The 24,962-nt window shown below is 68.1% G+C and carries 21 protein-coding genes and 3 tRNA genes; 12 read left to right on the top strand and 12 right to left on the bottom strand.

The features are described 5' to 3' along the window. Positions 1 to 41: 41 nt before the first annotated feature. From AC5P7I_RS12670 to AC5P7I_RS12680, 3 genes are all read right to left on the bottom strand, one after another. Positions 42 to 593 (bottom strand): lipocalin family protein, encoded by a 552-nt coding sequence (locus AC5P7I_RS12670; RefSeq protein WP_049405026.1) that lies wholly within the window; start codon positions 591 to 593, stop codon positions 42 to 44. Between the two features lie 141 nt (positions 594 to 734). Beyond that, positions 735 to 810: transfer RNA gene (locus tag AC5P7I_RS12675), tRNA-Phe, on the bottom strand. A 72-nt stretch (positions 811 to 882) separates the two neighbouring features. Continuing rightward, positions 883 to 958: transfer RNA gene (locus tag AC5P7I_RS12680), tRNA-Phe, on the bottom strand. Positions 959 to 1,292: 334 nt separating this feature from the next. Between AC5P7I_RS12680 and curA the strand changes: the two genes are divergently transcribed. Further along, on the top strand, positions 1,293 to 2,318 hold the full coding sequence (gene curA, locus AC5P7I_RS12685; protein WP_262088005.1) for an NADPH-dependent curcumin/dihydrocurcumin reductase: 1,026 nt from the start codon (positions 1,293 to 1,295) through the stop codon (positions 2,316 to 2,318). 46 nt (positions 2,319 to 2,364) lie between these two features. Here curA and AC5P7I_RS12690 read toward each other — a convergent pair whose 3' ends face one another. After that, complete coding sequence (locus tag AC5P7I_RS12690; protein WP_049408320.1) at positions 2,365 to 3,207, bottom strand: bifunctional transcriptional activator/DNA repair enzyme AdaA; 843 nt, start codon at positions 3,205 to 3,207, stop codon at positions 2,365 to 2,367. Positions 3,208 to 3,339: 132 nt separating this feature from the next. Here AC5P7I_RS12690 and AC5P7I_RS12695 point away from each other — a divergent pair, with 132 nt between their 5' ends. After that, the gene (locus AC5P7I_RS12695) at positions 3,340 to 4,101 is read left to right on the top strand and encodes an SDR family oxidoreductase (RefSeq protein WP_014647822.1); all 762 of its coding nucleotides are present in this window, start codon (positions 3,340 to 3,342) and stop codon (positions 4,099 to 4,101) included. Positions 4,102 to 4,107: 6 nt separating this feature from the next. On the opposite strand, the gene AC5P7I_RS12700 is transcribed toward AC5P7I_RS12695, so the two are convergent. Then, entirely contained in the window at positions 4,108 to 4,593 is a 486-nt protein-coding gene (locus tag AC5P7I_RS12700; RefSeq protein ID WP_262088156.1) for a hypothetical protein, read from the bottom strand. A 158-nt stretch (positions 4,594 to 4,751) separates the two neighbouring features. On the opposite strand from AC5P7I_RS12700, the gene AC5P7I_RS12705 reads away from it, so the two are divergent. Continuing rightward, positions 4,752 to 4,925 carry a hypothetical protein gene (locus AC5P7I_RS12705; protein ID WP_180834959.1) on the top strand — a complete coding sequence of 58 codons (174 nt, stop codon included), beginning with the start codon at positions 4,752 to 4,754 and terminating at the stop codon, positions 4,923 to 4,925. 61 nt (positions 4,926 to 4,986) lie between these two features. On the opposite strand, the gene AC5P7I_RS12710 is transcribed toward AC5P7I_RS12705, so the two are convergent. Continuing rightward, positions 4,987 to 5,062, bottom strand: a tRNA-Ala gene (locus AC5P7I_RS12710). A gap of 231 nt (positions 5,063 to 5,293) precedes the next feature. Here AC5P7I_RS12710 and AC5P7I_RS12715 point away from each other — a divergent pair. Continuing rightward, on the top strand, positions 5,294 to 7,624 hold the full coding sequence (locus AC5P7I_RS12715; protein ID WP_046431763.1) for a TonB-dependent receptor: 2,331 nt from the start codon (positions 5,294 to 5,296) through the stop codon (positions 7,622 to 7,624). A 131-nt stretch (positions 7,625 to 7,755) separates the two neighbouring features. Here the strand turns inward: AC5P7I_RS12715 and rnd are convergent, their stop codons facing one another. Further along, complete coding sequence (gene rnd / locus AC5P7I_RS12720) at positions 7,756 to 8,835, bottom strand: ribonuclease D (protein ID WP_046431761.1); 1,080 nt, start codon at positions 8,833 to 8,835, stop codon at positions 7,756 to 7,758. An 84-nt stretch (positions 8,836 to 8,919) separates the two neighbouring features. On the opposite strand from rnd, the gene AC5P7I_RS12725 reads away from it, so the two are divergent. Both AC5P7I_RS12725 and AC5P7I_RS12730 read left to right on the top strand, forming a co-directional pair. Then, positions 8,920 to 10,806: an SUMF1/EgtB/PvdO family nonheme iron enzyme gene (locus tag AC5P7I_RS12725; protein ID WP_164077952.1), complete on the top strand. Its 1,887-nt coding sequence runs from the start codon at positions 8,920 to 8,922 to the stop codon at positions 10,804 to 10,806. 84 nt (positions 10,807 to 10,890) lie between these two features. After that, positions 10,891 to 11,787, top strand: a complete 897-nt coding sequence (locus tag AC5P7I_RS12730) for a M48 family metallopeptidase (RefSeq protein WP_005417787.1) — start codon at positions 10,891 to 10,893, stop codon at positions 11,785 to 11,787. A gap of 650 nt (positions 11,788 to 12,437) precedes the next feature. Here the strand turns inward: AC5P7I_RS12730 and xseA are convergent. Then, the gene (xseA, locus tag AC5P7I_RS12735; RefSeq protein WP_262088004.1) at positions 12,438 to 13,769 is read right to left on the bottom strand and encodes an exodeoxyribonuclease VII large subunit; all 1,332 of its coding nucleotides are present in this window, start codon (positions 13,767 to 13,769) and stop codon (positions 12,438 to 12,440) included. A gap of 44 nt (positions 13,770 to 13,813) precedes the next feature. Continuing rightward, on the bottom strand, positions 13,814 to 14,884 hold the full coding sequence (gene queG / locus AC5P7I_RS12740) for a tRNA epoxyqueuosine(34) reductase QueG (protein ID WP_032956157.1): 1,071 nt from the start codon (positions 14,882 to 14,884) through the stop codon (positions 13,814 to 13,816). A 23-nt stretch (positions 14,885 to 14,907) separates the two neighbouring features. On the opposite strand from queG, the gene AC5P7I_RS12745 reads away from it, so the two are divergent. From AC5P7I_RS12745 to AC5P7I_RS12770, 6 genes are all read left to right on the top strand, one after another. Further along, a complete protein-coding gene (locus AC5P7I_RS12745) occupies positions 14,908 to 16,392 on the top strand; it encodes an NAD(P)H-hydrate dehydratase (protein ID WP_262088003.1) in 1,485 nt (494 codons plus the stop codon). Then, positions 16,389 to 16,871, top strand: a complete 483-nt coding sequence (gene tsaE / locus AC5P7I_RS12750) for a tRNA (adenosine(37)-N6)-threonylcarbamoyltransferase complex ATPase subunit type 1 TsaE (RefSeq protein ID WP_014647814.1) — start codon at positions 16,389 to 16,391, stop codon at positions 16,869 to 16,871. The genes AC5P7I_RS12745 and tsaE overlap by 4 nt, the downstream gene beginning before the upstream one ends. 82 nt (positions 16,872 to 16,953) lie before the next feature. Further along, positions 16,954 to 18,522: an N-acetylmuramoyl-L-alanine amidase gene (locus AC5P7I_RS12755; protein ID WP_262088002.1), complete on the top strand. Its 1,569-nt coding sequence runs from the start codon at positions 16,954 to 16,956 to the stop codon at positions 18,520 to 18,522. 146 nt (positions 18,523 to 18,668) lie between these two features. Then, complete coding sequence (gene mutL, locus AC5P7I_RS12760) at positions 18,669 to 20,573, top strand: DNA mismatch repair endonuclease MutL (protein WP_046431747.1); 1,905 nt, start codon at positions 18,669 to 18,671, stop codon at positions 20,571 to 20,573. An 11-nt stretch (positions 20,574 to 20,584) separates the two neighbouring features. Continuing rightward, positions 20,585 to 21,514 (top strand): DUF1684 domain-containing protein, encoded by a 930-nt coding sequence (locus AC5P7I_RS12765; protein WP_014647811.1) that lies wholly within the window; start codon positions 20,585 to 20,587, stop codon positions 21,512 to 21,514. 2 nt (positions 21,515 to 21,516) lie between these two features. Next, positions 21,517 to 22,479, top strand: coding sequence for a TraB/GumN family protein (locus AC5P7I_RS12770; RefSeq protein WP_049405938.1), 963 nt, complete (start codon positions 21,517 to 21,519; stop codon positions 22,477 to 22,479). 74 nt (positions 22,480 to 22,553) lie between these two features. Here AC5P7I_RS12770 and phaR read toward each other — a convergent pair whose 3' ends face one another. The 3 genes from phaR to gluQRS all read right to left on the bottom strand — a co-directional run bounded on the left by phaR (position 22,554) and on the right by gluQRS (position 24,949). After that, positions 22,554 to 23,087, bottom strand: coding sequence for a polyhydroxyalkanoate synthesis repressor PhaR (gene phaR, locus AC5P7I_RS12775; protein WP_041864232.1), 534 nt, complete (start codon positions 23,085 to 23,087; stop codon positions 22,554 to 22,556). 183 nt (positions 23,088 to 23,270) lie between these two features. Further along, entirely contained in the window at positions 23,271 to 24,011 is a 741-nt protein-coding gene (locus tag AC5P7I_RS12780) for a beta-ketoacyl-ACP reductase (RefSeq protein WP_014647808.1), read from the bottom strand. 17 nt (positions 24,012 to 24,028) lie between these two features. Continuing rightward, entirely contained in the window at positions 24,029 to 24,949 is a 921-nt protein-coding gene (gene gluQRS / locus AC5P7I_RS12785) for a tRNA glutamyl-Q(34) synthetase GluQRS (RefSeq protein WP_134809106.1), read from the bottom strand. Between the last annotated feature and the right edge of the window lie 13 nt (positions 24,950 to 24,962).

Below are 24,962 nucleotides of genomic sequence, written 5' to 3' on the forward strand. Positions count from 1 at the left end.
CGCCGGATGGCGCGCGCACGATGCGCCGGATGCGAAGCGGTTCAGTCGGCCGCGGGATCGCGCAGCGGGGCCATCAGGCGCAGTGGCCCGAGGTCGTACCCCATCGACTCGGCCTTGGCTTTCAACTGTTCGAACCGATCGCGCTCCATCTCCGGCAGGCGCGAGAGGATCCACAGATACTTGCGGCCGGGTTCGCCGACCAGGGCCCATTGATAGTCCGGGTCCAGCGCCAGCACCCAGTAGTCGGCCCAGACCAGGGGCGCCCAGCTCAGCCAGTCGGGGACGAAGCGCACCTGCAGTTGCCCGGGATGGCCGGCCACCGGGCGTGCCACGCCTTCGGCGACCACGCGCTCGCCGTCACCCTTGCGGCAGGCATTGGTGACGCTGATGCGGCCGTCGCGGCGCAGGCCATAGTTGGCGGTGATGTCGCCCACGCACTGCTTCTGGAACGAGACTGGAAGATGCGCGATCTCGTGCCATTGGCCCGCGTAGCGATCAATGTCCAGGTGCTCGACAGCGCGCACCGGTTCAGTGGCGATCACCGGGAAGGCGGCCAGCAGCAGGCAGGCGAGCAGGGCGGGGCGCAGATGCATCGGCAGGCTCCAGGCAGGAGTCTGGAGCGTAGGTGCCGCGGCCCGTGCCGGTGTAAATGTTTCGTCAACCGAGCCACGGTGGTCGCCGCTTGCGCGAAGCGCGAATAAAAAGAGACCTGCATTTCTGCAGGTCTCTGAAGATGGTGGCCGAAGACGGAATCGAACCGCCGACACGGGGATTTTCAATCCCCTGCTCTACCAACTGAGCTACTCGGCCAAATTGTGTGGCTACCGCGGTGAGTGCGGTTTCCGGAAAAAAAAGACCCGCATTTCTGCAGGCCTTCGAAAGTGGTGGCCGAAGACGGAATCGAACCGCCGACACGGGGATTTTCAATCCCCTGCTCTACCAACTGAGCTACTCGGCCACATGTTTCGTTGCAGCGAGGTCGCTGCCAAGGACGCGTATATTACGGAGGTCGGCTGCCTTCGGCAAGCGTTTTGCCAAGATTTCTTCACATTGCCCTCTGCGCGCTCGCAAGTGCTTGATCCTCCGTTGTGGAGCGGGGCGTGGCCCATCGATTGTCGTCTGCGGTGGAAATCTGCAGGTCGCCGCGTTCGCCAAAGCTGCAAGGGCAAGGGGTGCGCCGGACCCGCGCGGGTCCGGGCAGTGGAACGCTGTTTTCGTGGCCGCCATCGGGGATCGCCGCAGCGTAGTGTCGGCAGTCCTTTCCCGATGCTGGCAACAGCAGAGACCTGGCCATGTTCGATTCCTCCACCGCGTCCCGCATCGTGCTTGCCTCGCGTCCGCAGGGGGCGCCAAGTGCAGCCAATTTCCGCCTGGAACAGGTTGCGCTGCCGGCACTGGCCGATGGCGAAGTGCTGCTGCGCAACCGCTACCTCTCGTTGGACCCGTACATGCGAGGACGCATGGACGAGGGCCCGTCGTATGCCGCGCCGGTGGCGGTAGGGGCGGTGATGGAAGGCCAGACCGTGGCCGAGGTGCTGCAATCCAAGGCCGAGGGCGTAACCGCAGGCGAGCTGGTGCTGGCGCCGGGTGGCTGGCAGACCCACGCGGTGCTGCCGGCCAAGGCGCTGGGGCGTCGTCTGGATCCAGCCGGGCTGCCGCTCAGTACGGCGCTGGGGGTATATGGCATGCCCGGCTTCACCGCCTATTCCAGCCTGCATGAAATCGCCCGTCTGAAGCCGGGCGAGACGTTGGTGGTAGCCGCCGCGACCGGGCCGGTGGGCGCGACCGTGGCGCAGCTGGCCAAGCTGCAGGGCGCGCGCGTGGTCGCCATCGCCGGTGGCGAGGCCAAGCGTGCCTATCTGCAGACGCTGGGCGTGGACGTGGCGCTGGATCATCGCGTGGCTGATTTTGCGGACCAGCTGCGCGCGGCAGTGCCTGCGGGCATCGACGTGTACTTCGAGAATGTCGGCGGCCATGTGCTGGATGCGGTGCTGCCGCTGCTCAACGACTTCGCCCGCATTCCGGTCTGCGGCACCATCGCTACCTACAACGAGCGGGGCGTCGAGCAGCCTGGCCCGGATCGGCTGCCGTCACTGTTCAGCCAGATCCTGCGCCAGCGCCTGACCGTGCGTGGTTTCATCGTGCACGACTTCAACCACCTGTGGCCGGACTTCGAACGCGAGATGCTGCAGTGGCTGCGCGAGGGTCGCATCCAGTACCGCGAGGATGTGGTGGAAGGTCTGGAGAAGGCGCCGGAGGCGTTCTTCGGGCTGTTGCAGGGGCGCAACTTCGGCAAGCTGGTGGTGAAGCTGGATTGAGTGCTTGGTGGGTGTGCCGACCAAGGTCGGCGGCTATCGGGTGGCGTCAGCCGTTGGCGACCTTTTCCCGGCGCAGCAGTTCGCGCTTGCGCGCAACGCCCCAGGCATAGCCGGACAGGTCACCGTCGCGGCGCACCACGCGGTGGCAGGGCACGGCTACCGCCAATGGATTGCTCGCGCAGGCACGTGCCACCGCACGACTCGAGCGTGGTGCACCGATATGCGCGGCAATATCCGCATACGACGCGGTCTGGCCGCGCGGAATCTGCTGCAGTGCCTGCCATACCCGCTGCTGGAAGGCGGTGCCGCGGATATCCAGCGGCAGTGTGGCGCCTCGCGAGGGATCCTCGACCAGGCCCACCACCTGTGCCACCAGTTGCTCATAGCCGTGGTCGGCACCGACCAGTTCGGCCTGGCGGAAGCGTTGCTGCAGTGACTGCAGCAGCGCCTCCGGATCGTCGCCGAGCAGGATCGCGACCACGCCGGTCCCGCTGCTGGCCACCAGCACGCTGCCCAGTGAGCTTTCGGCCAGCGCGAAGTGGATGACTTCGCCGCGACCACCTGCGCGCCATTGCTTGGGAGTCATGCCCAGCAACTTCGGTGCGTTCTCGTAGAAGCGCCCGCTGGAGCCGAAGCCGGCATCGTGGAAGGCATCGGTGATGCGCTCCTGCTGTTCGAGCCCGGTGCGCAGGCGGTCGGCGCGCAGCGCGGCAGCGTACTGCTTGGGGGTCAGCCCGGTGGCCTGTTTGAACAGGCGATGCAGGCGCGTCGGGCTGCAGCCGGCGATGTCGGCCAGCTCCTGCAGCGAGGGCTCGTCGAGGCTGGCCTGCAGATGGCGGCAGACCCGTTCGACGCGGGCGTCGAGGGCGGTGGTGGCGGTGCTGTCCATGGGCGGATTCTGGCACGTGCCGGTTCTGCGGAAACTCCGTTTCCTGCACCTGGCCGCGAGGCCCGGAAACGGAGTGTTGGTGGGCCGGAGGCGCGGCATCGTGGCGGCCACTCCACAACCGGTACCACCCTCATGCGCCTGAACAACAAGATCGCCCTCATCACCGGTGCCAGCGCTGGCATTGGTCGTGCCAGCGCCCTGCGCTTTGCTGCCGAAGGGGCAAAACTGGTGCTCAATGCGCGGCGGCCGCAACCGCTGCACGCACTGGCCGAGCAGATCCGTGGCGCCGGCGGCGAGGTGGTGATGCATGCCGCCGATGTGGCTGATCCGGGCACGGCGCAGGCGTTGGTCGATCTGGCCCAGCAGTCATTCGGAGGCCTGGACATCGCGCTCAACAATGCCGGGATGCTCGGCCCCGGCGTGCCGGCAGCAGAGTTCCCGGCGGATGCGTGGCGCGAGGTGATGGCCACCAATCTCGACGCCGCCTTCCATGCCGCACGCGCGCAGTTGCCGGCATTGCTGGCACGCGGGGGTGGCTCGCTGGTGTTTGTCGGTACCTTTGTCGGCCATACCGTGGGCTTCCCGGGTATGGCCGCCTACGCGTCGAGCAAGGCCGGACTGATCGGCCTGAGCCAGGTGATCGCCGCCGAGTACGGCGCGCGTGGCGTACGCAGCAACGTGCTGCTGCCTGGCGGTACCGATACCGAGATGGGCCGGCAGGCCGCACCCACCGGCGATGCCCGCGACTTCGTGCGCTCGCTGCACGCACTCAAGCGCATGGCCGAGCCGGAGGAGATCGCCAACGCGGCGCTGTTCCTGGCCAGCGATGAAAGCAGTTTCGTTACCGGTACCGCGATGCGTGTTGAAGGTGGAGTGTCGATCACCCGTACCTGAGCGGCGTCACGAGCGCGGCGTGTAGCGGATACCGCTGCTGGCCATGAAGCCTTTCGGGTCGAACCGGGCCCATGCCTCGCCCCACTCGAACCGGGCGCGGCCACCTGCCAGTTTGCGCCCCAGAGCCGTGGCCAAGGTGCGACGCATGAAAGCGACTTCGGCATCGATTGCGACCTGGGTCGGCCAGCCGTCTTCCAGTGTCGCACCCGGCAGATCGACGCCGATCGTCACCATGTCGAGCTGTTGCCCGTGGAAGCACAGGCTGATGCCGACGGGCGCACCGCCCAGACTGACCCGGTGCAGGCTGAGCCAGTGATAGCCGGTGCCGGCATCGCGCTCGCCATGCATCAGCGTGGCGAAGGCGATGCGCGCCTCCTCCAGTGACAGGGTGGGGCAGATCAACGTCGTCAGGTGGCCGAGCTGGATGCTGCCGTCCGCTGGATCGAGGCGCATTGGCAGCGTACGCGCGGCGTGCTGGGCGGGAGGTGACATCGCGGACTGGCTGGGCATGTTGGTCCGGATTCTGCAGAGCCGTGAGCTGCGGCGGCAAGCGGAACTGCACACGCTGTTCGCGCGGGCCTGACCTGCGGATCACTGCGCAGCCTCTAGCGTGAAGTCCTGATCGGCCTTCGCCGGCACAGGAGACTTCGATGAGCGAGCGCGACAAAGACCCTGGCGATCCGGAACAGGGCGTACAGGAAAGCCGTCAGGACAGGGCGCAGGAGGACGTGGCAAAGCAGCGGCCGGGGCAGCGCGATCAGCAGGTGCGTGATACGCATTCGCGTGGTCCACGCCGCAAGGACGGGGATCAGGAACCTGCCTGACTCGTGATCGATGCAAGAAAAAACCCGCAGATCGCGATGATCGGCGGGTCTTCTTTATGAGTGGTGGAGCCAAGGAGGATCGAACTCCTGACCTCGTCATTGCGAACGACGCGCTCTCCCAGCTGAGCTATGGCCCCACGGCAGGGCTTCAGTGTAGCCAACTGGCTGCGCCTTGCCAAGCCGACCCGGGATGTGCCGGACGGCGTGGCATGAAGGCGTGCACTGTGCCGAAACCGTCCGGTTTGTCGGGGCCGGATGCCGCGCAACGAAATCGTAACAATTTGGGGGATAATGGCGGCTTGCGCAGTTCTCCTCCTTTTTGCCGCCCGGCTCGCGCAGGCCGCACGGACGCCTCCTCAGAGCATTCCATGCCCTCCCATTCCGATTCCCGCCGCCTGTCGGGTATGTCGTCTTCCTTCGTTTCCTTCCGCCGCCATCCGCTGGCCCTGGCCTGTGCCGGCCTGGCCCTGGTCGGCAGCTTTGGTGCCGCCGCGCAGGACAGCGCGCCGACCCCGACGGGCCTGGACACGATCACCGTGACCGCCGAGCACCGCGAGCAGAACCTGCAGGAAGTGCCGGTCTCGGTGGGCGTGGTGCAGGGCGAGCGCATGCGCGACTTCACCGCCGGCGGCGACGACACCCTGCTGGCGCTGTCCGGCCGCGTGCCGAGCCTGTATGCGGAAACCACCACCGGCCGCATCTTCCCGCGCTTCTATATCCGCGGCCTGGGCAACATCGACTTCTACCTGGGTGCCTCGCAGCCGGTGTCGATCATCCAGGACGACGTGGTGCTGGAGCACGTGGTGCTGAAGTCCAACCCGGTCTATGACGTGGACCAGGTGGAAGTGCTGCGCGGCCCGCAGGGCTCGCTGTTCGGCCGCAACACCACCGCCGGCATCATCAAGTTCGACACGCTGAAGCCGACCCAGGACTACACCGGCCGCGTCAGCGCCAGCTATGCGACCTACAACAGCGTGTCGATCGACGGCGGCTTTGGCGGCCCGATCAACGACATCGCCTCGTTCCGCGTGTCGGCGCTGTACCAGCACCGCGACGACTACGTCGACAACACCTACAAGGGCCCGAGCGCTGACGGCACGGTCAGCCCGAAGAAGAACGCCATGGGCGGCTTCGATGACCGCAACGTGCGCGCGCAGTTGCTGCTGACCCCGAGCGACCAGTTCTCGATCCTGGCCTCGGCCCACGCCCGTGATTACGAAGGCACCTCGACCCTGTTCCTGCGTGGTGCGCTGACCAAGGGCTCGAACAAGACCGACGTGCCGCGCGACCAGGTCGCCTACGACGAAGCCGACAACAACCCGCAGGCCTACAAGACCTACGGCGGCTCGGTGAAGGCACGCTACGACTTCGGCGCGATCGACTTCACCTCGATCACCGCCTATGAGACCACCTCCGGCTACAGCCGTGGTGACACCGACGGCGGCGCGGCGGTGAACTTCCCGGTGAACGGTGTGCCGAACGGCTACGGCCAGTCGATGGGCCGCATCCGCGACCTGGACCAGTGGACCCAGGAATTCCGCCTGGCCAGCCATGACGACAGCGCCCTGCAGTGGCAGGCCGGTGCGTTCTACTTCAACGGCAGCGACACCACCGACTTCTACCAGCGTGCGTGGTTCCTGCAGGGTGCGGCCCGCAACCCGAACAACTGGGTGCGACTGCGCAACAAGAACACCTCGTGGGCCGGTTTCGGCCAGCTGAGCTACGCCTTCACCGACAAGTTCACCGTCACGGCCGGCCTGCGCCAGACCAAGGACGAGAAGCACACCCGCCTGCTGAAGACCGCTGACACCGCCGCCGGCGTGGTGACCTACAAGGGCCGCACCGACGTCAAGATGTCCGACACCACCCCGAGCTGGGATCTGAGCGCGATGTACCAGATCACGCCGGACGTGAGCGTCTATGCGAAGGTCGCACGCGGCTTCCGCGGCCCGACCATCCAGGGCCGTTCGGCGGTGTTCAATGCCGACTTCACCACCGCCGATTCCGAGACCATCCTGTCCTGGGAAGCCGGCGTGAAGAGCAGCCTGTGGGACAACCGCCTGCGCCTGAACGCCACCGCGTTCACCTACACCGTCAATGACATCCAGCTCAACGGCAACGATTCGGACGGCAACGGCGTGCTGTTCAATGCCGACAAGGCCAAGGCCTACGGTTTCGAAGCGGACATGGAGCTGCGCCCGATCCCGAACCTGACCCTGAGCGCCGGCGTCAGCCTGCTGCACAGCGAGATCAAGGACAAGCGCGTCTACGCGCAGGTCTGCGGCCTCAACGGCAAGGTGGTGTGCACGGTGAATGACCCGACCATCAAGGTCGGTGCCAACACCTTCGCGCAGATCGACGGCAACCCGCTGCCGAACGCGCCGAAGTACAACGTCAACCTGGCCGCCCGCTACGACTTCCCGGTCAGCGACGCGGGCACCATGTTCGTGTCCACCGACTGGAACAAGCAGGGCTACACCAGCTTCGTGCTGTACGACAGCAAGGAGTTCAACTCCAAGGGTGATTTCGAGGGCGGCCTGAAGATCGGCTACTCGGGCAACTACGGTGCCTATGAAGTGGCGCTGTTCGCGCGCAACATCACCAACGAGAAGAACCTCAAGGGTGTGATCGAGAACTACATGGCCGCGGTCTACAACGAACCGCGCACCGTCGGTGTCTCGTTGAACATGAACTGGTAAGGCGTTGCCGCGAGGGTGGGCGGTCCCACCCTCGCACTGCTGGAGTGCGCAGGGCGGCCCGGTGATCCGGGTCGCCCTTCTTGTTGCGTTCGACGGCGGCGGGAATGCAATCCGGCGCCGCGACAGGTGCTTCAGCGTGCCGGCAGCAGCGCCTGGAGCTGCGATTCCAGTTCCTGCTGGCGCCAGCCGGCCAGTGCGGCCGGCCACTGGCGGCGTTCCAGATAGCTTTCCAGGTGCTTGCGTGAGGCCAATACTCCATCCGGCAGGCCCAGTTCGCGGCTGCGCTCGGCAACCGCGTCCTGCAGCTTCTTCAGTGCCTGCTTGTTGCTGTCGTTGGCCGGCAGCGCCAGCGGTGCTTCGGCCTCATCGGCCAGCGGCGTATCCAGCGCCTGCCACACAGCGCCCGCGAGCTTGCGCGGTGCCTTCGGGAACTGTTCGAACAGCTTGCCCAGTGCGGCGGCATCGGCCGGTGGCGTGCGTGCCAGCGTGGCGGCCAGTTCGTTGTCCAGGATCCAGCTGCGCGGGCGGTCGCTGCTGCGTGCCTGCACATCGCGCCAGCGCAGCAGACGCAGCAGCCGATGCTGTGCGGCCGTGTCGAGGAACTGCGCCGAGCGCATCGCCAGGTGCGGCCAACGGTCTTCGTCATTGGCGACGCTGGCCAGCAGGCGCTCGCCGTCGTCGTGCAGCCACTGCTGGCGGCCCAGCGCCTGCAACCTGGCATCGATGGCGTCATGCAGCGCGAACAGGTGCTCGACATCGTCGGCGGCGTACTGCAGCTGCGAGTCGGACAACGGGCGGCGCATCCAGTCCGAACGGGTTTCGCCCTTGGCCAGCGCCACGCCGGTGATTTCCGCGACCAGCTTCTGGTAGCCCATACCGCCACCGATGCCGGCCAGCGAGGCGCCGATCTGGGTGTCGAACAGCGGACGTGGCAACACGCCGCAGGCCCACTTGAAGGCGACCAGGTCTTCGCTGGCGCTGTGCATCACCTTGACGATCGATTCATCGGCCAGCCACGGCGCCAGCGCCTCGGTCATGCCGGGAATCAGGGGGTCGATCAGCAGGATGTCCTGCCCGACCGCCATCTGCACCAGGGCCAACTGCGGCCAGAAGGTGCGTTCACGGATGAATTCGGTGTCCAGGCCGATGCGGGCCGGACGCTGCTGGAAGTACGGATCCAGCTCGGCGGGGGTGGTGATCCAGATTGCCACGGGTCAGGGCCTACTACTCGGGTTTGCTCAGGCAGGGGAGAATAGCCTAACGTCGGTCCGCATCCGTGCCGAAGGAGATCCTGCTTGCGTTTTCCGCTGTCGTCCGTGCTGTGCACCGCCCTGGCCCTGGCCGGCTGCACGCCGTCGCCCTCGGCGACGCCGGAGCCGGGACCGGCTGCTGGCGAAGACGCACGGCCGCAGCAAGGCATGCAGGCGGACGCGACGCCGGAGGCGGCGCAGGGCAGCGTCACCATCGCCGGTGAGGATGCCGCCGAGGATGTGCAGCGGTGGACGCCACCGCGGGTCGATCGGCAGGGGCGCAGCCTGGCCCAGCTGCGTCGCGCGGCCGAGAAGGCGTTCGCCGAAGGGCGCCTGTACGAGGACGCCGACGCGGCGGTTCCGCTGTGGCTGGCGGTGCAGGAAGAAGACCCGGATGACCACCAGGCCCGCAACGGCCTGCAGCGCGCCCGCCAGCGCCTTCAGCAGCAGGCCGATGCCCTGCTGGTCCGGCCGCTGCAGCAGCGCGAGGCGCTGGCCGAGGCCAGCCGCCAGGCACTGGTGCTGCTGACCCTGGCGCCGAAGGATGAGAAGGTTCGCGCGCTGCAGGGACGGGTGGAGCTCGCCCAGCGCGTGGTGGCCTACAACCGTGCCGGCGAGGAAGACCTGCGTTCGGGGCGGATCGGTGAGGACGGTGACGGCGCGATCGGCAACTTCCGTGAAGCGCTGGCCCTGGATGAACACAACAGCCGGGCACGGCAGGGCCTGGCGGCGGCCGAGAGTGGCCTGATCCGCCGTGCCGAGGACGCGGCGCGGGTGCGTGACTTTGCCAGCGCCGGCACCTGGCTGGCCGAAGCCAGCAAGGTCCGTGATTCGTCACCGGCCATTGCCGATGCCTTCGAACGTATCGAACAGATACGCGCGGCGGCACTGCTGCAGCTGCGCGATGATGGCCTTCGCGAACTGGCGACGCCACAGGGCCTGAAGCCGGCGCGCGAGAAGCTGGCCGAGGCCCTGCGCATCGCCTTGCCAGGGGATGCGGTGGTGGCCCAGTTGCGCGAACGCATCGACCTGGCCACCCATTACGGCAGCTTCCGTCCCGGGCAGGTGTTCAGCGACGCCATGCGCGATGGCGGGCGCGGCCCGCAAATGATCGTGGTGCCGCATGGTGGCTTCCAGATGGGCGCGGGTGATGCCGAGCCCGGTGCCAGCGATGCCGAGCGGCCCTCGCATTATGTGCGCTTCGACCGCGGGTTTGCGATGGCGATCACCGAGATCACGGTCAGTGATTTCGAGCGCTATGTGAAGTCGACCAATGCGCGGCCGCGTGCGACCCGGCGCGGCCACTCGGTGGTCTATGACGAGCGCAGCGGCAATTTCATCCGCCGCAGCGGTGTGGACTGGCGTTCCGATTACGATGGCGCGCGCGCACTGGGCAATTCGCCGGTGATGCATGTGAGCGTGCGTGATGCCGAAAACTACGCGGCGTGGCTGTCCGAGCAGACAGGACGCAGCTACCGGCTGCCCAGCGAGGCCGAATTCGAGTACGCGCTGCGTGCCGGCAGCAGTGGCCGTTATCCGTGGGGCGACGCCGGCACGCCGCCGCCCGGCGCTGGCAACTTCACCGGCAGCAAGGATGTCTCGCCCTCGGGACGGCACTGGCACAACGCCTTCGTCGGCTATGGCGATGGCTGGTGGGGGCCCGCGCCGGTGGCCAGTTTCCAGGCCAATGCCTTCGGCCTGCACGACATGGCCGGCAATCTCAGCGAGTGGGTGGCCGACTGCTGGCATGCCAGCTACCGGCGTGCGCCGTCCGATGGTGTCGCCTGGTTCAACCCGGGCTGCCGGTCGCGGGTGATCCGGGGCGGCAACTGGGCCAATGCGCCCGAGCAGACCCGTGCGGCCTGGCGGCAATCGCAGGACTCGGACACCACCAACGCGCGCATCGGCTTCCGTCTGGTGCGGGGCATCTGAGCATCGGGCTTCACCCGCTGCTGGCGTCCGCGCACTAAGATTGCGCCGTGCCCGCCGGCCGGCGGGGCCTGCTGGAAGACACCGATGCGCAACGATCCCTTTTCCCGTTCGCCGCAAGGCCCGCAGCGGCGCGGCCTGTTCGGCAACATCCGCTGGTGGGTGCTGCTGCTGGCGGCGGGCTATGCGGTGTTCTACTGGTTCTCCAATCGCACGGTCGATCCCTACACTGGCGAGAAGGTGATGATCGACAGCAGCCTGGATGCGCGCCAGGAGACCGCGCTCGGGCTGCAGGCCTACCAGCAGATCCTGTCGCAGGAACGGCCGATGGATCCGAATGCGCCGATCGCGCGTGATGTGCGCGACATCGCCCAGCGCCTGATCGCCAAGGTGGACGTGGTGGAGACCGCGCTGGCACAGGAGCACGGCGTGCAGCCGGCGCATTTCGCGCGGGATTTCCAGTGGGAAGTGAATGTGATCCCGTCCGAGCAGGCCAATGCGTTCTGCCTGCCGGGTGGCAAGATGGCGGTCTACACCGGCCTGGTGCCGGTGGCGCGTACGCGTGACGCGATGGCGGTGGTGATGGGCCATGAGATCGCCCATGCGCTTCTACGCCATGGTGCACAGCGGATGGCGCAGCAGAAGCTGACCCAGATCGGGCAGATGGCTGGTGCCGCCAGCGGCATGGATGCGCAGCAGCAACAGATGATGATGTCGGCGATGGGCTACGGCTACCTGCTGCCCTATGCGCGCAGCCACGAGACGCAGGCCGATGAAGTGGGGCTGATGCTGGCCGCAGCGGCCTGCTTCGATCCCCGCGAGGCGGTGCCGCTGTGGCAGCGCATGGGCCAGGCCAGTGGCGGCCAGGCGCCGCCGGAGTTCGCCTCCACCCACCCGAACCCGGGTACCCGCATCCAGAACCTGCAGGCGCTGATGCCGAAGGCGCTCGAGTACCGGCAGAAGTTCTGCGAGCAGGCAAAGTAGGGGGAGGGGCGGCAGGGCTTGCAGCCCTGCACCCGCGGTAGGTAGTGCCGGCCGCTGGCCGGCAGCAGCAACAGCGGAAGCGGGTTTCCTGAGGGATGGCGGGGTGGGTCCGGTTGCAAGAGACGCCGTAAACCCTTCCATGGGGGCTTGGCCGCGGCATCCATGCCGCGGACACTCCCGCAACCGGACCCACCCCGCCTTCGACAGTTTGCTGCGGTCTGTCGGAAATGCTCTTGGGGTCAGATCCGTTTTCCGTAGGAAATCGGATCTGACCCCGAATTGATTCGCCATCTGGCAGAGATGCATTCACGCATGGCGTGGATCTACCGTGTCGACCAAGCTCGACACCTACCAACAGTCATCGGAATCTGTCAGAGGTGGGGCGGTGTGGCTGTGCAGGACCGTTGGCGCCATCGAGCCCCCAAGGGTGAGGGCGCTTTGCTTGCGAAGCACTGCTTCGCAAGCGCCCGAACGCACAGCCGCCGGCGGCTGGGCCGGACCGTGCAGCGGGGTTTACGGCGTGTCCTGCACAGCCACACCGCCCCGCCAAACCATCAGCAATCCAGAGCCGCTTTTGCTGTTGCTGTTGAGGTTGCCGGCCAGCGGCCGGCACTACCGCAGGTGCAGGGCGCAGCCCTGCCGAACACCCCTTACTTGACCTGTACGTCGATCACACCGTCGCCGACGCGGGCCTGCAGTGCGTCACCTGGCTTTACCTGATCGATCTGGCGTACCAGGGTGCCATCGTCGCTGCGGGTGAGGATGCTGTAGCCACGCGCCACGGTCGCCAGCGGGCTGACCGCTTCAAGTGAACGCGCCAGTCCGCGCAGTCGCAGTGCATCGCGCTCCAGCAGGCGCTGCATCGCGGCCTGCGGCCGCCCGCGCAGGGCAGCCAGGCGGCGCTGCATCGCATCGAGCTGGCGCTGCGGATGGTGCCCGCGCAGCACTGCCGCCGCATGACGCAGGCGCGCGGCGCGGCGCTCCTGCTGCTGGTTGAACGCCGCATGCAGGCGCCGGCCCAGATCCAGCTGGCGTCGGCGCAACAAGTCCAGCCGCGCCTGCGGGCTCTGGGCGTTCAGGCGCAGCAGGGCGCGGTCGGCGCGCTGCATCGCCTGCTGCATCGCATGCCGTTGCAGCTGCACCATGCGCGCGGCCGTGCGGCGCAGGCGCAGGGCCAGTTCGCGCTGGTCGGGTACCAGCAGTTCAGCTGCCACCGAAGGCGTCGGCGCACGCAGGTCGGCGGCGAAGTCGCTGAGGCTGAAGTCGGTTTCGTGGCCGACCGCCGAAACCACTGGGGTGTGGCTGGCGGCGATCGCACGGGCCAGGGCTTCGTCATTGAAGGCCCACAGGTCTTCCAGCGAACCGCCGCCGCGGGTCAGCAGGATCACGTCGTAGCGACCACTGGCATCGGCCGCCTGCAGCAGGCGGGTGATCTGCGTGGCGGCGCTGCTGCCCTGCACCAGGGTCGGCAGCAGGTCGACTTCCAGCAGCGGGAAACGGCGGCCGAGCACGCTCAGCACATCGCGCACGGCGGCGCCGGTCGGCGAGGTGATCACTGCCAGACGTTGTACATGCGCCGGCAGTGGCCGTTTGCGCGCCGGGTCGAACAGGCCCTCGGCCTCCAGCCGTGCCTTCAGTTCCTCGAAGGCGCGGCGCAGTGCGCCTTCGCCCGCCTCTTCCATGTGGTCCAGCACCATCTGGTACTCGCCACGGGCGTCGTACAGGGTCACCTTGCCGCGCACCAGCACGCGCATGCCTTCGCGCGGCACGAACTTCAGGTACTGCGCCTTCATCCGGAACATTGCGGCACGCAGCTGCGCACGCGCGTCCTTCAGGGTGAAATACAGGTGACCGGAGGCAGGACGCGCCACGCTGCCCAGTTCGGCCTCGACCCAGATCGCCGGGAAACTGCCTTCCAGCAGGTCGCGGGCCAGGGTGTTGAGCTGGCTGGGGGTGAAAATGTCGTTGTTGCGTGGCTGCATGGGAACGGCGTGCTGCGGGTGGAGCGGGGGCTCAGGATCGCACGTCAGCGCGCCGTGTGCTGGCCCAGCGCCCACTGCACGTGTTCACGCACCAGCGGCGAGGGATCATCGACGCGGGTCTGCAACGCGGCCAATGCTTCGGCCGAGGACGGTGCGTTGCCCAGTGCCACGGCGATGTTGCGTAGCCAGCGCTCGTGCCCGCTGCGGCGGATCGGGCTGCCCTCGGTGCGGCGCAGGAACTCGGCCTCGTCCCAGGCGAACAGCTGGTCCAGGCGCGCGGTATCGAGGTTGTTGCGCGCGCGGAAATCGGCTTCGTCGGTGCGCTTGGCGAACTTGTTCCAGGGGCAGACCAGCTGGCAGTCGTCGCAGCCGTAGATGCGGTTGCCGATCAACGGACGCATGTCTTCGGGAATGGCGCCGTCGTGCTCGATGGTGAGGTAGGAAATGCAGCGCCGCGCGTCCAGCCGCTGCGGGCCGGTGATGGCCTGGGTCGGGCAGACATCGATGCAACGCGTGCAGGTGCCGCAGTGCGCCGTGGCCGGCGTGTCGATCGGCAACGGGATGTCGATGTAGATCTCGCCGATGAAGAACCATGAACCGCCATGGCGGTCGATCAGGCAGGTGTGCTTGCCGATCCAGCCGAGGCCGGCGTTGCGCGCCAGTGCGCGTTCCAGCACGGGGGCGGAATCGACGAACACGCGGTAGCCCAGTGGCGCTACTTCATCGTTGATCTGCGTCGCCAGCTTCTGCAGGCGGTTGCGCATCAGCTTGTGATAGTCGCGGCCCAGCGCGTAGCGCGCCACGTAGGCGCGGCCCGGGTCGGCCAGGGTCGCCCAGGCTTCGGTGTCGTCCTTGTGGCTGTAGTCCATGCCCACTGAAATCACGCGCACGGTGCCGGGCAGCAGCTCGGCCGGTCGCGCGCGCAAGGTGCCGTGGCGCGCCATCCAGTCCATCGTGCCGTACAGGCCCTGGCCCAGCCAGTCGGCCAGGTGCGCTTCATCCTCGCCCAGTTCGATACCAGCGATGCCGCAGCGCTGGAAGCCATGCGCACGCGCCAGTTCGCGGATGCGCTGCACGGCCTGGACCGGATCGACAGGGGTGGGGGCGGGGGACATGTGCACCAGTATAAAATCCCTGCATGGCCAACCTTGCCGATCTGTTCGATTCCGCTGCCGCGCGTGCGCTTGATGCGCAGGCCTCGGCGTTGGCCGCCGACGGCGGCTGGGGCCTGATGGCGCAGGCCGGCCAGGCCGCCTGGCAGTGCCTGCTGCAGCATTGGCCGCAGGCGCGGCGGATCGGCGTGGTGGTCGGCGCTGGCAACAATGGGGGCGATGGCCATGTGCTGGCCCGTCACGCGCTGCAGGCCGGGCGCGAGGTGACAGTGATCGCCCTGCCGGGCAGGCCGCCCTCGACCGCGCTGGCACAGCGTGCAGCATCTGAATTCAGGTCCGGCGGCGGCACCATCACCGATTTCGACGGCATGCTGCCCGAGGCCGACGTCTGGGTCGATGCCCTGTTCGGGCTGGGCTTTGATCGCGCGCCGGAGGGTACGGCGCAGGCGTTGATTACCGCGCTCAACGCGCAGACTGCGCCGGTGCTGGCGCTGGATGTTCCCAGTGGCGTCGATGCCGACCGTGGGGCGGTGCCGGGCGTAGCAGTGCGCGCTGCACTGACCCTGCAGTTCATCGTGGCGCATCGCGGGCTGTATTCCGGCGATGCGCTGGATCATTGCGGGCAGAAGGTCCTGGCGCCCCTGCTGTTGCCCGCGGCGGCCTGGCAAGGCGTGGTACCCGCTGCGGAGCACTGGACGCAGGTGCGGTTGCGGGCCCTGTTGCCACCGCGCCGCGCCAATACCCACAAGGGCGAATCCGGGCACGTGCTGTGCGTCGGCGGCAACCATGGCAGCGGCGGTGCCATCGCGATGGCGGCCGAAGCCGCCTTGCGCGCGGGTGCGGGGCTGTTGAGCCTGGGCACCCGCCGCGACCACGTCGGTCCACTGCTGGCCCGGTTGCCCGAGGCCATGACCCATGCACTGGAAGACGGCGATGTGCTGCCGGCGCTGCTGGACAAGGCGAAGGTGGTGGCGATCGGGCCCGGTCTGGGCCAGGACGAATGGGCACGCGCCTTGTTTGCGCGGGTGCTGGCCAGCAACAAGCCATTGGTGGTCGATGCCGATGCCCTGAACCTGCTGGCGCAGGATCCGCGCGCGTTGCCCGATGCCATTCTCACACCGCACCCGGGCGAGGCCGCGCGCCTGCTCGGCTGCAGCACGGCTGAAATCCAGGCCGACCGCTACACCTGTGCGCACATGTTGGCCGAGCGCTTCCACGCCGTGGTGGTGCTGAAGGGCGCTGGCAGCATCGTGGCAGCGCCTGGGCAAACGCCCCGGTTGATCGCTGCCGGTAACCCAGGGATGGCCGTGGGAGGCATGGGCGACCTGCTCACCGGCATCATCGCCAGCCTGCGCGCGCAGGGCCTTGCGGCCTTCGATGCCGCGGCCGCGGGCGCGCTGCTGCATACGCTGGCGGGCGATGCAGCTGCCGCCGATGGCGCGCGCGGCCTGCTTCCTACTGATCTGCTGGCGCCGCTGCGGCGACTGGCCAACCCGGACCTCTCCCCATGACCGAATTCTTCCTTGCCGACAGCGACGCCACCGAACTGCTCGGGCAGTGGCTGGCGGCCACCCGGCCGCCGCAGGCGCTGATCGAACTGCGCGGCGACCTGGGTGCCGGCAAGTCCACCACGGCCCGCGCGCTGCTGCGCGCGCTGGGCGTGCAGGGCGCGATCCGCAGCCCCACCTACACCCTGGTCGAGCGCTATCCGCTGGCCAGTGGCGGTGAGGCGTGGCACCTGGACCTGTATCGCATCGGCCAGGCCGGTGAGCTGGATTTCCTCGGCCTGGACGAGGGCAGCGCGGTGCTGTGGCTGGTCGAATGGCCGGAACGGGGCGCCGGCGCGCTGCCGCCGACCGACCTGGTGGTGGCGCTGGAGATCGACGGGCAGGGACGACGCGTCCGTCTCACTGGGGCCAGCGACGTAGGACGTGAATGGCTGGAACGGCTGCCGCAAGGGGGCGACTTGCAGGCCATTTCTGTCGGCTGACGAGAACAAAGACCGGCAGGTTACGGATTATTAAGGAAAAAGGTGTTGCATTCCGTTCAGCGCGGTGATTGAATCCTGAGCCATGCGCCCGGGGAACCGTCTCATCGCCATCTGTGCCGCCGTCGGACTGGGTCTGGCGAGCGTCAGTGCGTGGGCGGGTGAAGTCCGACAGGTCCTGCTGAACACCGGCGCTACCGGCACCCGTGCCGAGATCTCGCTGGTCGGCAGTGGCGGCTACAAGACCCTGTCGCTGGCCGGCCCGAACCGCCTGGTGGTCGATTTCCCCGACTCCAGCGCCATACGCAACCTGAAGATGCCGGCCGCGCAGGGCGTGGTCACGGCGGTGCGTACCGGACAGCCGGTCCCGGGCACGTTCCGCGTCGTTTTCGACCTCGCCGAATCGGTGGCGCCGTTCCGCCCGCAGATGCAGCGCGAGGGCAATGAATCCAAGCTGGTGATCGAATGGCCGGGCGATGGCCCGGCCGTGGCCAGCAGCCGCCCGGCGGCGACGCCAGCCGTGCAGCCGCAGGCGCCCGCGGCGGGAGCTGCACCAGTACCGACTCTGGCCGAGAGCGCGCAGTCGCGCACCGATGCCGCGCGTGCCACGGCCCTGCTGACCGCACAGGTACAGCAGCAGGCCAGCGCCACTGCCGCCGCACCGGCCACGCCGACCCCGGCACCGACCACCGCGCCGGCCCAGGTTGCTGCGGCCGGTGTCACCGCCAGCAGCACGCCGTCGTCCTCGCCGGCCGCGATCCTCGCCGGCCAGCGCACCGCAGCGGTGGTGACCACGCCGCCGGCCACCGTGCCTACACCGGCACCGACGCCGGTGGAACCGCCGCGTCCTGTCATGCCCAGCGATGCGTCGCGTATCCGCATGCAGGCCGGCATGCGCCACCTGGTGGTGGCGATCGATCCCGGCCACGGCGGCCAGGACCCGGGTGCGATCGGCCCGACCGGCAAGCGCGAGAAGGATGTCACTCTGGCAGTGGCGCGCGAGCTGGCCCGCCAGGTCAACGCCACGCCAGGCCTGAAGGCCTACCTGACGCGCGACAGCGACGTGTTCATTCCGCTGCCGATGCGTGCGCAGAAGGCGCGCGCGAACAAGGCGGACATCTTCATCTCGATCCATGCCGACGCGGCCGAAAACCGCTCGGCCACGGGCTCATCGGTCTACGTGCTGTCGACCAAGGGCGCCTCTTCGCAGCGCGCCCGCTGGCTGGCGGACAAGGAAAACGCGGCCGACCTGGTCGGTGGCGTGCGCCTGCAGCAGACCGAAGGCACCCTGGCCAACGTGCTGCTGGACCTGGCGCAGAGCGGCTACATGAAGGCGTCCGAAGACGCGGCCGGCCACGTGCTGGGCGGCCTGAAGCGGATCGGCAACAACCACAAGCCGAACATCGAGCGCGCCAACTTCGCGGTGCTGCGCACCTCGGACATGCCGGCGATGCTGGTGGAAACCGCGTTCATCTCCAATCCGGATGAAGAGCGCCGCCTGATGGACCCGGCGTACCAGCGCAAGATCGCTGGCGCCGTGCTGGATGGCGTGCACACCTTCTTCAGCCGCCAGCCGCCGCCGGGGACGTTGTATGCGGCCCGCGCCCAGGCCGAGATCGACGCGGCCGGCACCATGGCCGGCGGCAGCAAGTAAGCCGCCGAAGGCGGGTTACTGCTTTCCGTAGAGTCGAGCCGCGCTCGACTGGGCCTTGTCGGTAGCCCGCAGTCGAGCATGGCTCGACTCTATCCTCGGCAGCTCCGCTATCATCGACCCATGAAGTCTGCTGCCCATCACCTCCCATGAGCGCGCCCGGTCCGCGCCCGATCCGGCCGTTGCCGGAGATCCTCATCAACCAGATCGCCGCTGGCGAAGTGGTCGAACGGCCCGCGTCGGTGGTCAAGGAACTGGTCGAGAACGCGATCGATGCCGGCGCCAACCGTGTCGACATCGATCTGGAAGAGGGCGGTGTGCGCCTGATCCGCATCCGTGACAATGGCAGCGGCATCGCACCGGAGCAGCTGCCGCTGGCGGTATCGCGCCACGCCACCAGCAAGATCGCCGACCTGGACGATCTGGAATCGGTGGCAACGCTGGGGTTCCGCGGTGAAGCGCTGCCTTCGATCGCCTCGGTCAGCCGCTTCACCCTGGCCTCGCGCCGCGCGCATGACGAGCACGGTTCGGCGTTGCAGATCGAAGGCGGCAAGATCGGCGAGGTGACCCCGCGCGCGCACGCGCCGGGCACCACGGTGGAAGTGCGCGAGCTGTTCTACAACGTGCCGGCGCGGCGCAAGTTCCTGCGCGCCGAGCGCACCGAACTGGGCCATATCGAAGAGTGGCTGCGTTCGCTGGCGCTGGCACGGCCGGATGTCGAGCTGCGCGTGTCGCACAACGGCAAGGCCTCGCGTCGTTACAAGCCGGGCGATCTGTATTCCGACACACGCCTTGCCGAAACGCTGGGCGAGGATTTCGCCAACCAGGCCGTGCGCGTGGACCACAGCGGTGCCGGACTGCGCCTGCATGGCTGGATCGCGCAGCCGCATTATTCGCGCGCGAGCGCCGACCAGCAGTACCTGTACGTCAACGGTCGCTCGGTGCGTGACCGCAGCGTCGCCCACGCAGTGAAGATGGCCTACGGCGATGTGCTGTACCACGGCCGCCAGCCGGCCTATGTGCTGTTCCTGGAACTGGATCCGACCCGCGTCGACGTCAACGTGCACCCTGCCAAGCACGAAGTGCGCTTCCGTGATTCGCGGCTGGTCCATGATTTCGTCTACCGCACGCTGAAGGATGCGCTGGCCGATACCCGCGCCGGCATGTCGGCGCAGGAGATCGGTGCCGGTGCTGCGCAGCCGGTGGATGCCACGGCCATGCCGATGGCATCGAGCGCAGGCGCGTCGGGATTCGGGCTGGTGCGTGGGCCCGCGCCGGGTGCCGGCTCGGGAGGTGGTGGTGGCGGATTCTCCGGATGGCGCCCGCAGCAGCCGCTGGGCCTGCAGGTGGCCGATGCACCGGCTGCCTATGCCGCGCTGTATGCCGCACCGGCCGGCGCCGAGCGCGGTGCTGCGCTGCCGCCGATGCCGACCGAGAACGGACTGCCGGTCACCAGTGCCGACGCAGGCGTGCCGCCGCTGGGCTATGCGATCGCGCAGCTGCATGGCATCTACATCCTGGCCGAGAACGCCGAAGGCCTGATCGTGGTCGACATGCATGCGGCCCACGAACGCATCGGCTACGAGCGCCTGAAGAACGCGCACGATGGCATCGGCCTGCAGTCGCAGCCGTTGCTGGTGCCGATCACGCTGGCAGTGGGCGAGCGCGAGGCCGACACCGCCGAGAGCGAAGCTGAAACCCTGGCGGTGCTCGGCTTCGAGGTGACCCGTGCCGGCCCCGGTTCGCTGCACGTGCGGAGTATTCCGGCATTGTTGGCGCATGCCGAACCGGAAGGGCTGCTGCGCGACGTGCTGACCGACCTGCGCGAGCATGGCCAGAGCCGCCGCGTGGCCAGTGCACGCGACGAACTGCTGTCGACCATGGCCTGCCACGGCGCGGTGCGTGCCAACCGGCGCTTGACCCTGCCGGAAATGAACGCGCTGCTGCGCGACATGGAAATCACCGAACGGTCCGGCCAGTGCAACCACGGCCGACCGACCTGGGCCCGTTTTTCGCTGGCGGAGATCGACCGCTGGTTCCTGCGCGGACGTTGAGGGGAGCATCGATGCGTTATCGGGGAATGGCGGGCCTGCTGGCCGCCGTGGTGTTGGCCGCCTGCAGCCCGGCAACACCGCCGGTGCCGACGGCCGCTGAAGATCCGGCCTACGCGGCCGCGCAGCAGCAATGGCGTGTAGCGCGCTACCAGGACCTGACCCGGCCCGATGGCTGGACGGCGCTGGTGGGCCTGCACTGGCTGCAGAACAAATCGCATTTCGTTGGCAGCGGCGCTACCAACGGCATCCGCCTGACGGTTGGCCCGGACAAGCTGGGCCTGCTGCGTCGCGAAGGGACGCAGTGGTGGTTCACGCCTGAAGCCGGTGTCGATGTCAGTCATGATGGCCTGCCGGTGCGCGGCCGCATCCGCGTTGACACAGACAAGGACGCGCAACCGACGCTGCTGGCCTTCGATGGCGGCAAGGGCCAGCTCAGCATCATCCGCCGGGGGCCGCGGGACGCGTTGCGGGTCAAGCATGCCGATGCGCCTGCGCGGCGTGACTTCGCCGGCCTGCAGTACTGGCCGGGCGGCGTGGACTGGCAGGTGCAGGCGCGCTTCATCGCGCACCCGCCGGGCAAGACCCTGCCGATCGTCGACATCACCGGCCTGACCACCGAGATGCCCAATGCCGGCGCGGTCGAGTTCGAACGCGATGGCCGCAGCTGGCGGCTGGAAGCGATCGGTGCGCCCGGGCAGCCGCTGTTCCTGATCTTCGCCGACCGCACCAGCGGCCGCGGCAGCTATCCGGCCGGTCGCTACCTGGATACCGATGCGCCCGCCGCAGACGGCACCGTGCGCATCGATTTCAACCATGCCTACAACCCGCCGTGCGCGTTCACCGCCTACGCCACCTGTCCGCTGGCGCCACCGGAAAACCGGCTGGACCTGCGCGTGGAAGCGGGCGAGAAGGCGTACCACCTGCCTGAAGGAGAAGGCTGACCATGCCGATCAAACACCTGTTCCGTGCCGCGCTGCTGATGGCGGCGTGCGCGATGGCACCCCTGGCCACTGCCCGCGATGCGCCGGGCACCACGGCTGCGGCCGCGACCGCCGCGGCGGCCAAGCCGCCCGTACCGCTGTTGTGGAAAGTCACCGGCCCGGGCGATGCACGCGTCTACCTGCTGGGGTCGTTCCACCTGCTGAAGCCGCAGGACTACCCGCTGTCGCCCGATGTCGAGCAGGCGTTCGAGGCCTCGCAGCGGGTGGTGTTCGAGCTGTCGCCGGAAGACATGCAGTCGCCGCAGCTGGCCAGCCGCATGGTGCAGGCCGCGACCCGCACCGATGGCAGCGAGCTGAAGCGTGATCTGGATGCGCCGACCTGGCAGAAGCTGCAGGCCTTTGCTGCCCAGAACCAGCTGCCGCTGGCGCAGATGCAGGGCATGAAGGCCTGGTTTGTCGGCCTGAGCATTTCGGTCGGGCAGATGCAGAAACTGGGCCTGGACCCGGCGCTGGGCCTGGACCGCCACTTCATGGAGCGTGCGCAGAAGACCGGCCGCAAGACGGCGGGCCTGGAGGACATCGATACCCAGATCGGCATGCTTGACGGGATGACGGTGCAGGAGCAGCGGCAGATGCTGGCCGAAGCGCTGGACCAGGCCGGCAAGGCCGATGAGCAGGCGCGGCTGCTGCATGATGCATGGCGTCGCGGCGACGAGCGCCTGCTGTGGACCAAGATGGCGGCGGAGATGCGCCAGCAGTATCCGCAGCTGTACCAGCGCATCAACACCGGGCGCAACGATGCCTGGGTGCCGAAGCTGCAGCCGTACCTGCAGGCCGGGCAGGGCGGTACGCTGGTGGTGGTCGGCACGCTGCACCTGCTGGGCAGTGATGGCGTGGTCGAGAAGCTGAAGGCCAAGGGCTACAAGGTCGAGCGCGTGTGCACGGGGTGCAAGGCGAAACGCTGACGCATCGTTGGCGCGATGCCAAACAGAACGGCGCGCCAGGGGCGCGCCGTTTTCGTATCAGCCGTAGCTGCCGTTCAGCGGCGGGTCTTGCCGCCGGTGCCGGTGCCCGGTTCGCCGGGCTTGTTGCCGGTGCCGGTTCCCGTTCCGGTACCGCCGGGGCGCGGGCCACCGAAACCGCTGCCCATGCTGCGCTGGAATTCCTGCCACAACTCCAGGTTGCGCTCGGTCAGCTGATTCATCATCGCCCACGGGGTCTGGCCCAGCAGGTTGCCCATCTGCTGGCGGAACTGCTGCTGCTGGTCGAGGAAGACCTGCATGCTGCGCTCCAGATAGTTGCCCATGAAGCCCTGCAGGGAATCGCCGTAGAAGCGGATCAGCTGGCTCAGCAGCTGGGTGGACAGCATCGGTTCGCCGTCCTGTTCCTGGTCGGCGATGATCTGCAGCAGGACCGATCGAGTGAGGTCGTCGCCGCTCTTGGCGTCGCGGACTTCGAAGTCTTCACCGTCCAGGATCAGCTGGCGCACGTCCTCGATGGTGATGTAGCTGGAGATCTCGGTGTCGTAGAGACGGCGGTTCGGATACTTCTTGATGATGCGGGTCGCAGCCATGAAGCGGTACTCGTCACAGTAGACGCGCAGCATGGCGCAGTGCAGCAGCGGTTGCAACCGCTCCAGCCCCCGCCAGGCTTGGCTTTCAGGGGCGATCATGTTGCGCAACAAGGGTTTGCGTGCTGCGCAGCATGACCATCGGCAGGGGCCGCCGGTGCATGCCGCGGCGCCCCCCTGCGCGGCTCACCAGCCCATGTGGTGGCCGCCGTTGATGTCCAGGTTGCTGCCGGTGATCCACGAGGCTTCCTCGGCCACAAGGAAGGACACGCCATAGGCGATTTCTTCCGGCTTGCCGAGGCGTCCGGTCGGGATGTCGGCGATGATCTTGGCGCGCACGTCCTCCGGAACCGCCATCACCATGTCGGTGGCGACGTAGCCGGGCGAAATGGTGTTGACAGTGATGCCGAAGCCGGCGTTCTCGCGGGCCAGCGAGATGGTGAAGCCGTGCATGCCGGCCTTGGCCGCAGCGTAGTTGGCCTGGCCGTACTGGCCCTTCAGGCCGTTGATCGAGCTGATCTGGATGACCCGGCCCCAGCCGCGGCGGCGCATGCCCTCGATGACCGGCCGGGTGACGTTGAACACCGAGTTGAGATTGGTGTTGATCACATCGTGCCACTGGTCCGCGCGCATGCGGTGGAAGGTGGTGTCACGGGTGATGCCGGCGTTGTTGACCAGGATCTCGACCGGGCCCAGCTCGGCCTCGACGGCGCGCACGAGTGCTTCGGCGCTGTCCGGATCGGAGACATCGCCCGGGAAGATCGCCACGTGGTAGCCGCGCTCGGTCATCGCCTGCTGCCAGGCGCGGGCCTTGGCCTCGTCGCGGTAGTTGGTGGCGACCCGGTGGCCCTGGTCGGCCAGGCGTTGGCAGATGGCGGTACCGATGCCGCCGGTTCCGCCGGTGACCAGTGCGACGCGAGATGTCATGGAGTGCTGTCCGGGTATCAGGTGGGGGAAGGGGGATTCTGCAACATCGGCGCGGAAAGTGCGCCGGCCGGCAACAGGATGTCGGTCCGCGGCAGCCGCGCCGGGTCGAACGCCCGTTGCGCAGCCTCCAGCAGCGCATCCCGGTCATCGGCGCCGTCCAGTGCGGCAGGCGCCTGGCCCAGCAGCCGCCAGAGCGCGCGCAATACCGGCACCGGCCGCGTGCTGTCCACCGGCAGCGACGCCAGCGACTTGGACAGTTTGTGCCCCGGTGCATCGAGCAGCAGCGGCAGGTGCCAGTAGCGTGGCACGGCCAGGCCCAGTGCCTGCTGCAGCAGGATCTGCCGCGCGGTGGAATCGAGCAGGTCGGCGCCGCGCACCACTTCGGTCACGCCCTGTGCGGCGTCATCGACCACCACGGCCAACTGGTAGGCCCAGCAGCCATCTGCACGGCGCAGCACGAAGTCGCCAACCTCGGCATGCACGTCCTGGTGCTGCGGCCCGCGCAGGCCATCATTGAAGTGCACGATGCTGCCGCGTGGCACGCGGAAGCGGACGGCAGGGTCCGGTCGTGGCTGTCGCGCAACGCAGCGGTGGTGGATGCCGCCGCTGGCGGCCAGTTCGCTGCGGCTGCAGTGGCAGACAAAGGCCAGATCGCTGGCCAGCAGCACGTCGAGCGCGGCCTGGTAGGCCTCCCCGCGCGCGCTCTGCCACAGGACCGGGCCGTCATGGGTGAGGCCGAAGGCGGCCAGCGCCTGCAGTTGTGCCTCCGCGGCGCCAGGCACCGTGCGCGGCGGATCGACGTCTTCAATGCGCAGCCGCCACAGGCCGCCGTGATGGCGGGCGAGCAGCCAGCTGCCGAAGGCGGCAAGCAGGGATCCGGGGTGGAGCAGGCCGGTCGGCGAGGGCGCGAAGCGGCCGCAGGAAATGGGGGAGGTCATGCTGGCTGAATCG

The organism is Stenotrophomonas sp. YJH_SMC_138 (assembly GCF_059369855.1).

Bases quoted from the DNA above. Each gene is read 5' to 3' on its own strand.
- AC5P7I_RS12745 (WP_262088003.1), top strand. From the start codon at position 14,908: ATGGCCAACCTTGCCGATCTGTTCGATTCCGCTGCCGCGCGTGCGCTT.
- xseA (WP_262088004.1), bottom strand. From the start codon at position 13,769: ATGCAGCCACGCAACAACGACATTTTCACCCCCAGCCAGCTCAACACC.
- queG (WP_032956157.1), bottom strand. From the start codon at position 14,884: ATGTCCCCCGCCCCCACCCCTGTCGATCCGGTCCAGGCCGTGCAGCGC.
- AC5P7I_RS12705 (WP_180834959.1), top strand. From the start codon at position 4,752: ATGAGCGAGCGCGACAAAGACCCTGGCGATCCGGAACAGGGCGTACAG.
- AC5P7I_RS12695 (WP_014647822.1), top strand. From the start codon at position 3,340: ATGCGCCTGAACAACAAGATCGCCCTCATCACCGGTGCCAGCGCTGGC.
- tsaE (WP_014647814.1), top strand. From the start codon at position 16,389: ATGACCGAATTCTTCCTTGCCGACAGCGACGCCACCGAACTGCTCGGG.
- curA (WP_262088005.1), top strand. From the start codon at position 1,293: ATGTTCGATTCCTCCACCGCGTCCCGCATCGTGCTTGCCTCGCGTCCG.
- mutL (WP_046431747.1), top strand. From the start codon at position 18,669: ATGAGCGCGCCCGGTCCGCGCCCGATCCGGCCGTTGCCGGAGATCCTC.
- gluQRS (WP_134809106.1), bottom strand. From the start codon at position 24,949: ATGACCTCCCCCATTTCCTGCGGCCGCTTCGCGCCCTCGCCGACCGGC.
- AC5P7I_RS12730 (WP_005417787.1), top strand. From the start codon at position 10,891: ATGCGCAACGATCCCTTTTCCCGTTCGCCGCAAGGCCCGCAGCGGCGC.
- AC5P7I_RS12765 (WP_014647811.1), top strand. From the start codon at position 20,585: ATGCGTTATCGGGGAATGGCGGGCCTGCTGGCCGCCGTGGTGTTGGCC.
- AC5P7I_RS12690 (WP_049408320.1), bottom strand. From the start codon at position 3,207: ATGGACAGCACCGCCACCACCGCCCTCGACGCCCGCGTCGAACGGGTC.
- AC5P7I_RS12755 (WP_262088002.1), top strand. From the start codon at position 16,954: ATGCGCCCGGGGAACCGTCTCATCGCCATCTGTGCCGCCGTCGGACTG.
- AC5P7I_RS12715 (WP_046431763.1), top strand. From the start codon at position 5,294: ATGCCCTCCCATTCCGATTCCCGCCGCCTGTCGGGTATGTCGTCTTCC.
- AC5P7I_RS12770 (WP_049405938.1), top strand. From the start codon at position 21,517: ATGCCGATCAAACACCTGTTCCGTGCCGCGCTGCTGATGGCGGCGTGC.
- AC5P7I_RS12670 (WP_049405026.1), bottom strand. From the start codon at position 593: ATGCATCTGCGCCCCGCCCTGCTCGCCTGCCTGCTGCTGGCCGCCTTC.
- phaR (WP_041864232.1), bottom strand. From the start codon at position 23,087: ATGGCTGCGACCCGCATCATCAAGAAGTATCCGAACCGCCGTCTCTAC.
- AC5P7I_RS12700 (WP_262088156.1), bottom strand. From the start codon at position 4,593: ATGTCACCTCCCGCCCAGCACGCCGCGCGTACGCTGCCAATGCGCCTC.
- AC5P7I_RS12780 (WP_014647808.1), bottom strand. From the start codon at position 24,011: ATGACATCTCGCGTCGCACTGGTCACCGGCGGAACCGGCGGCATCGGT.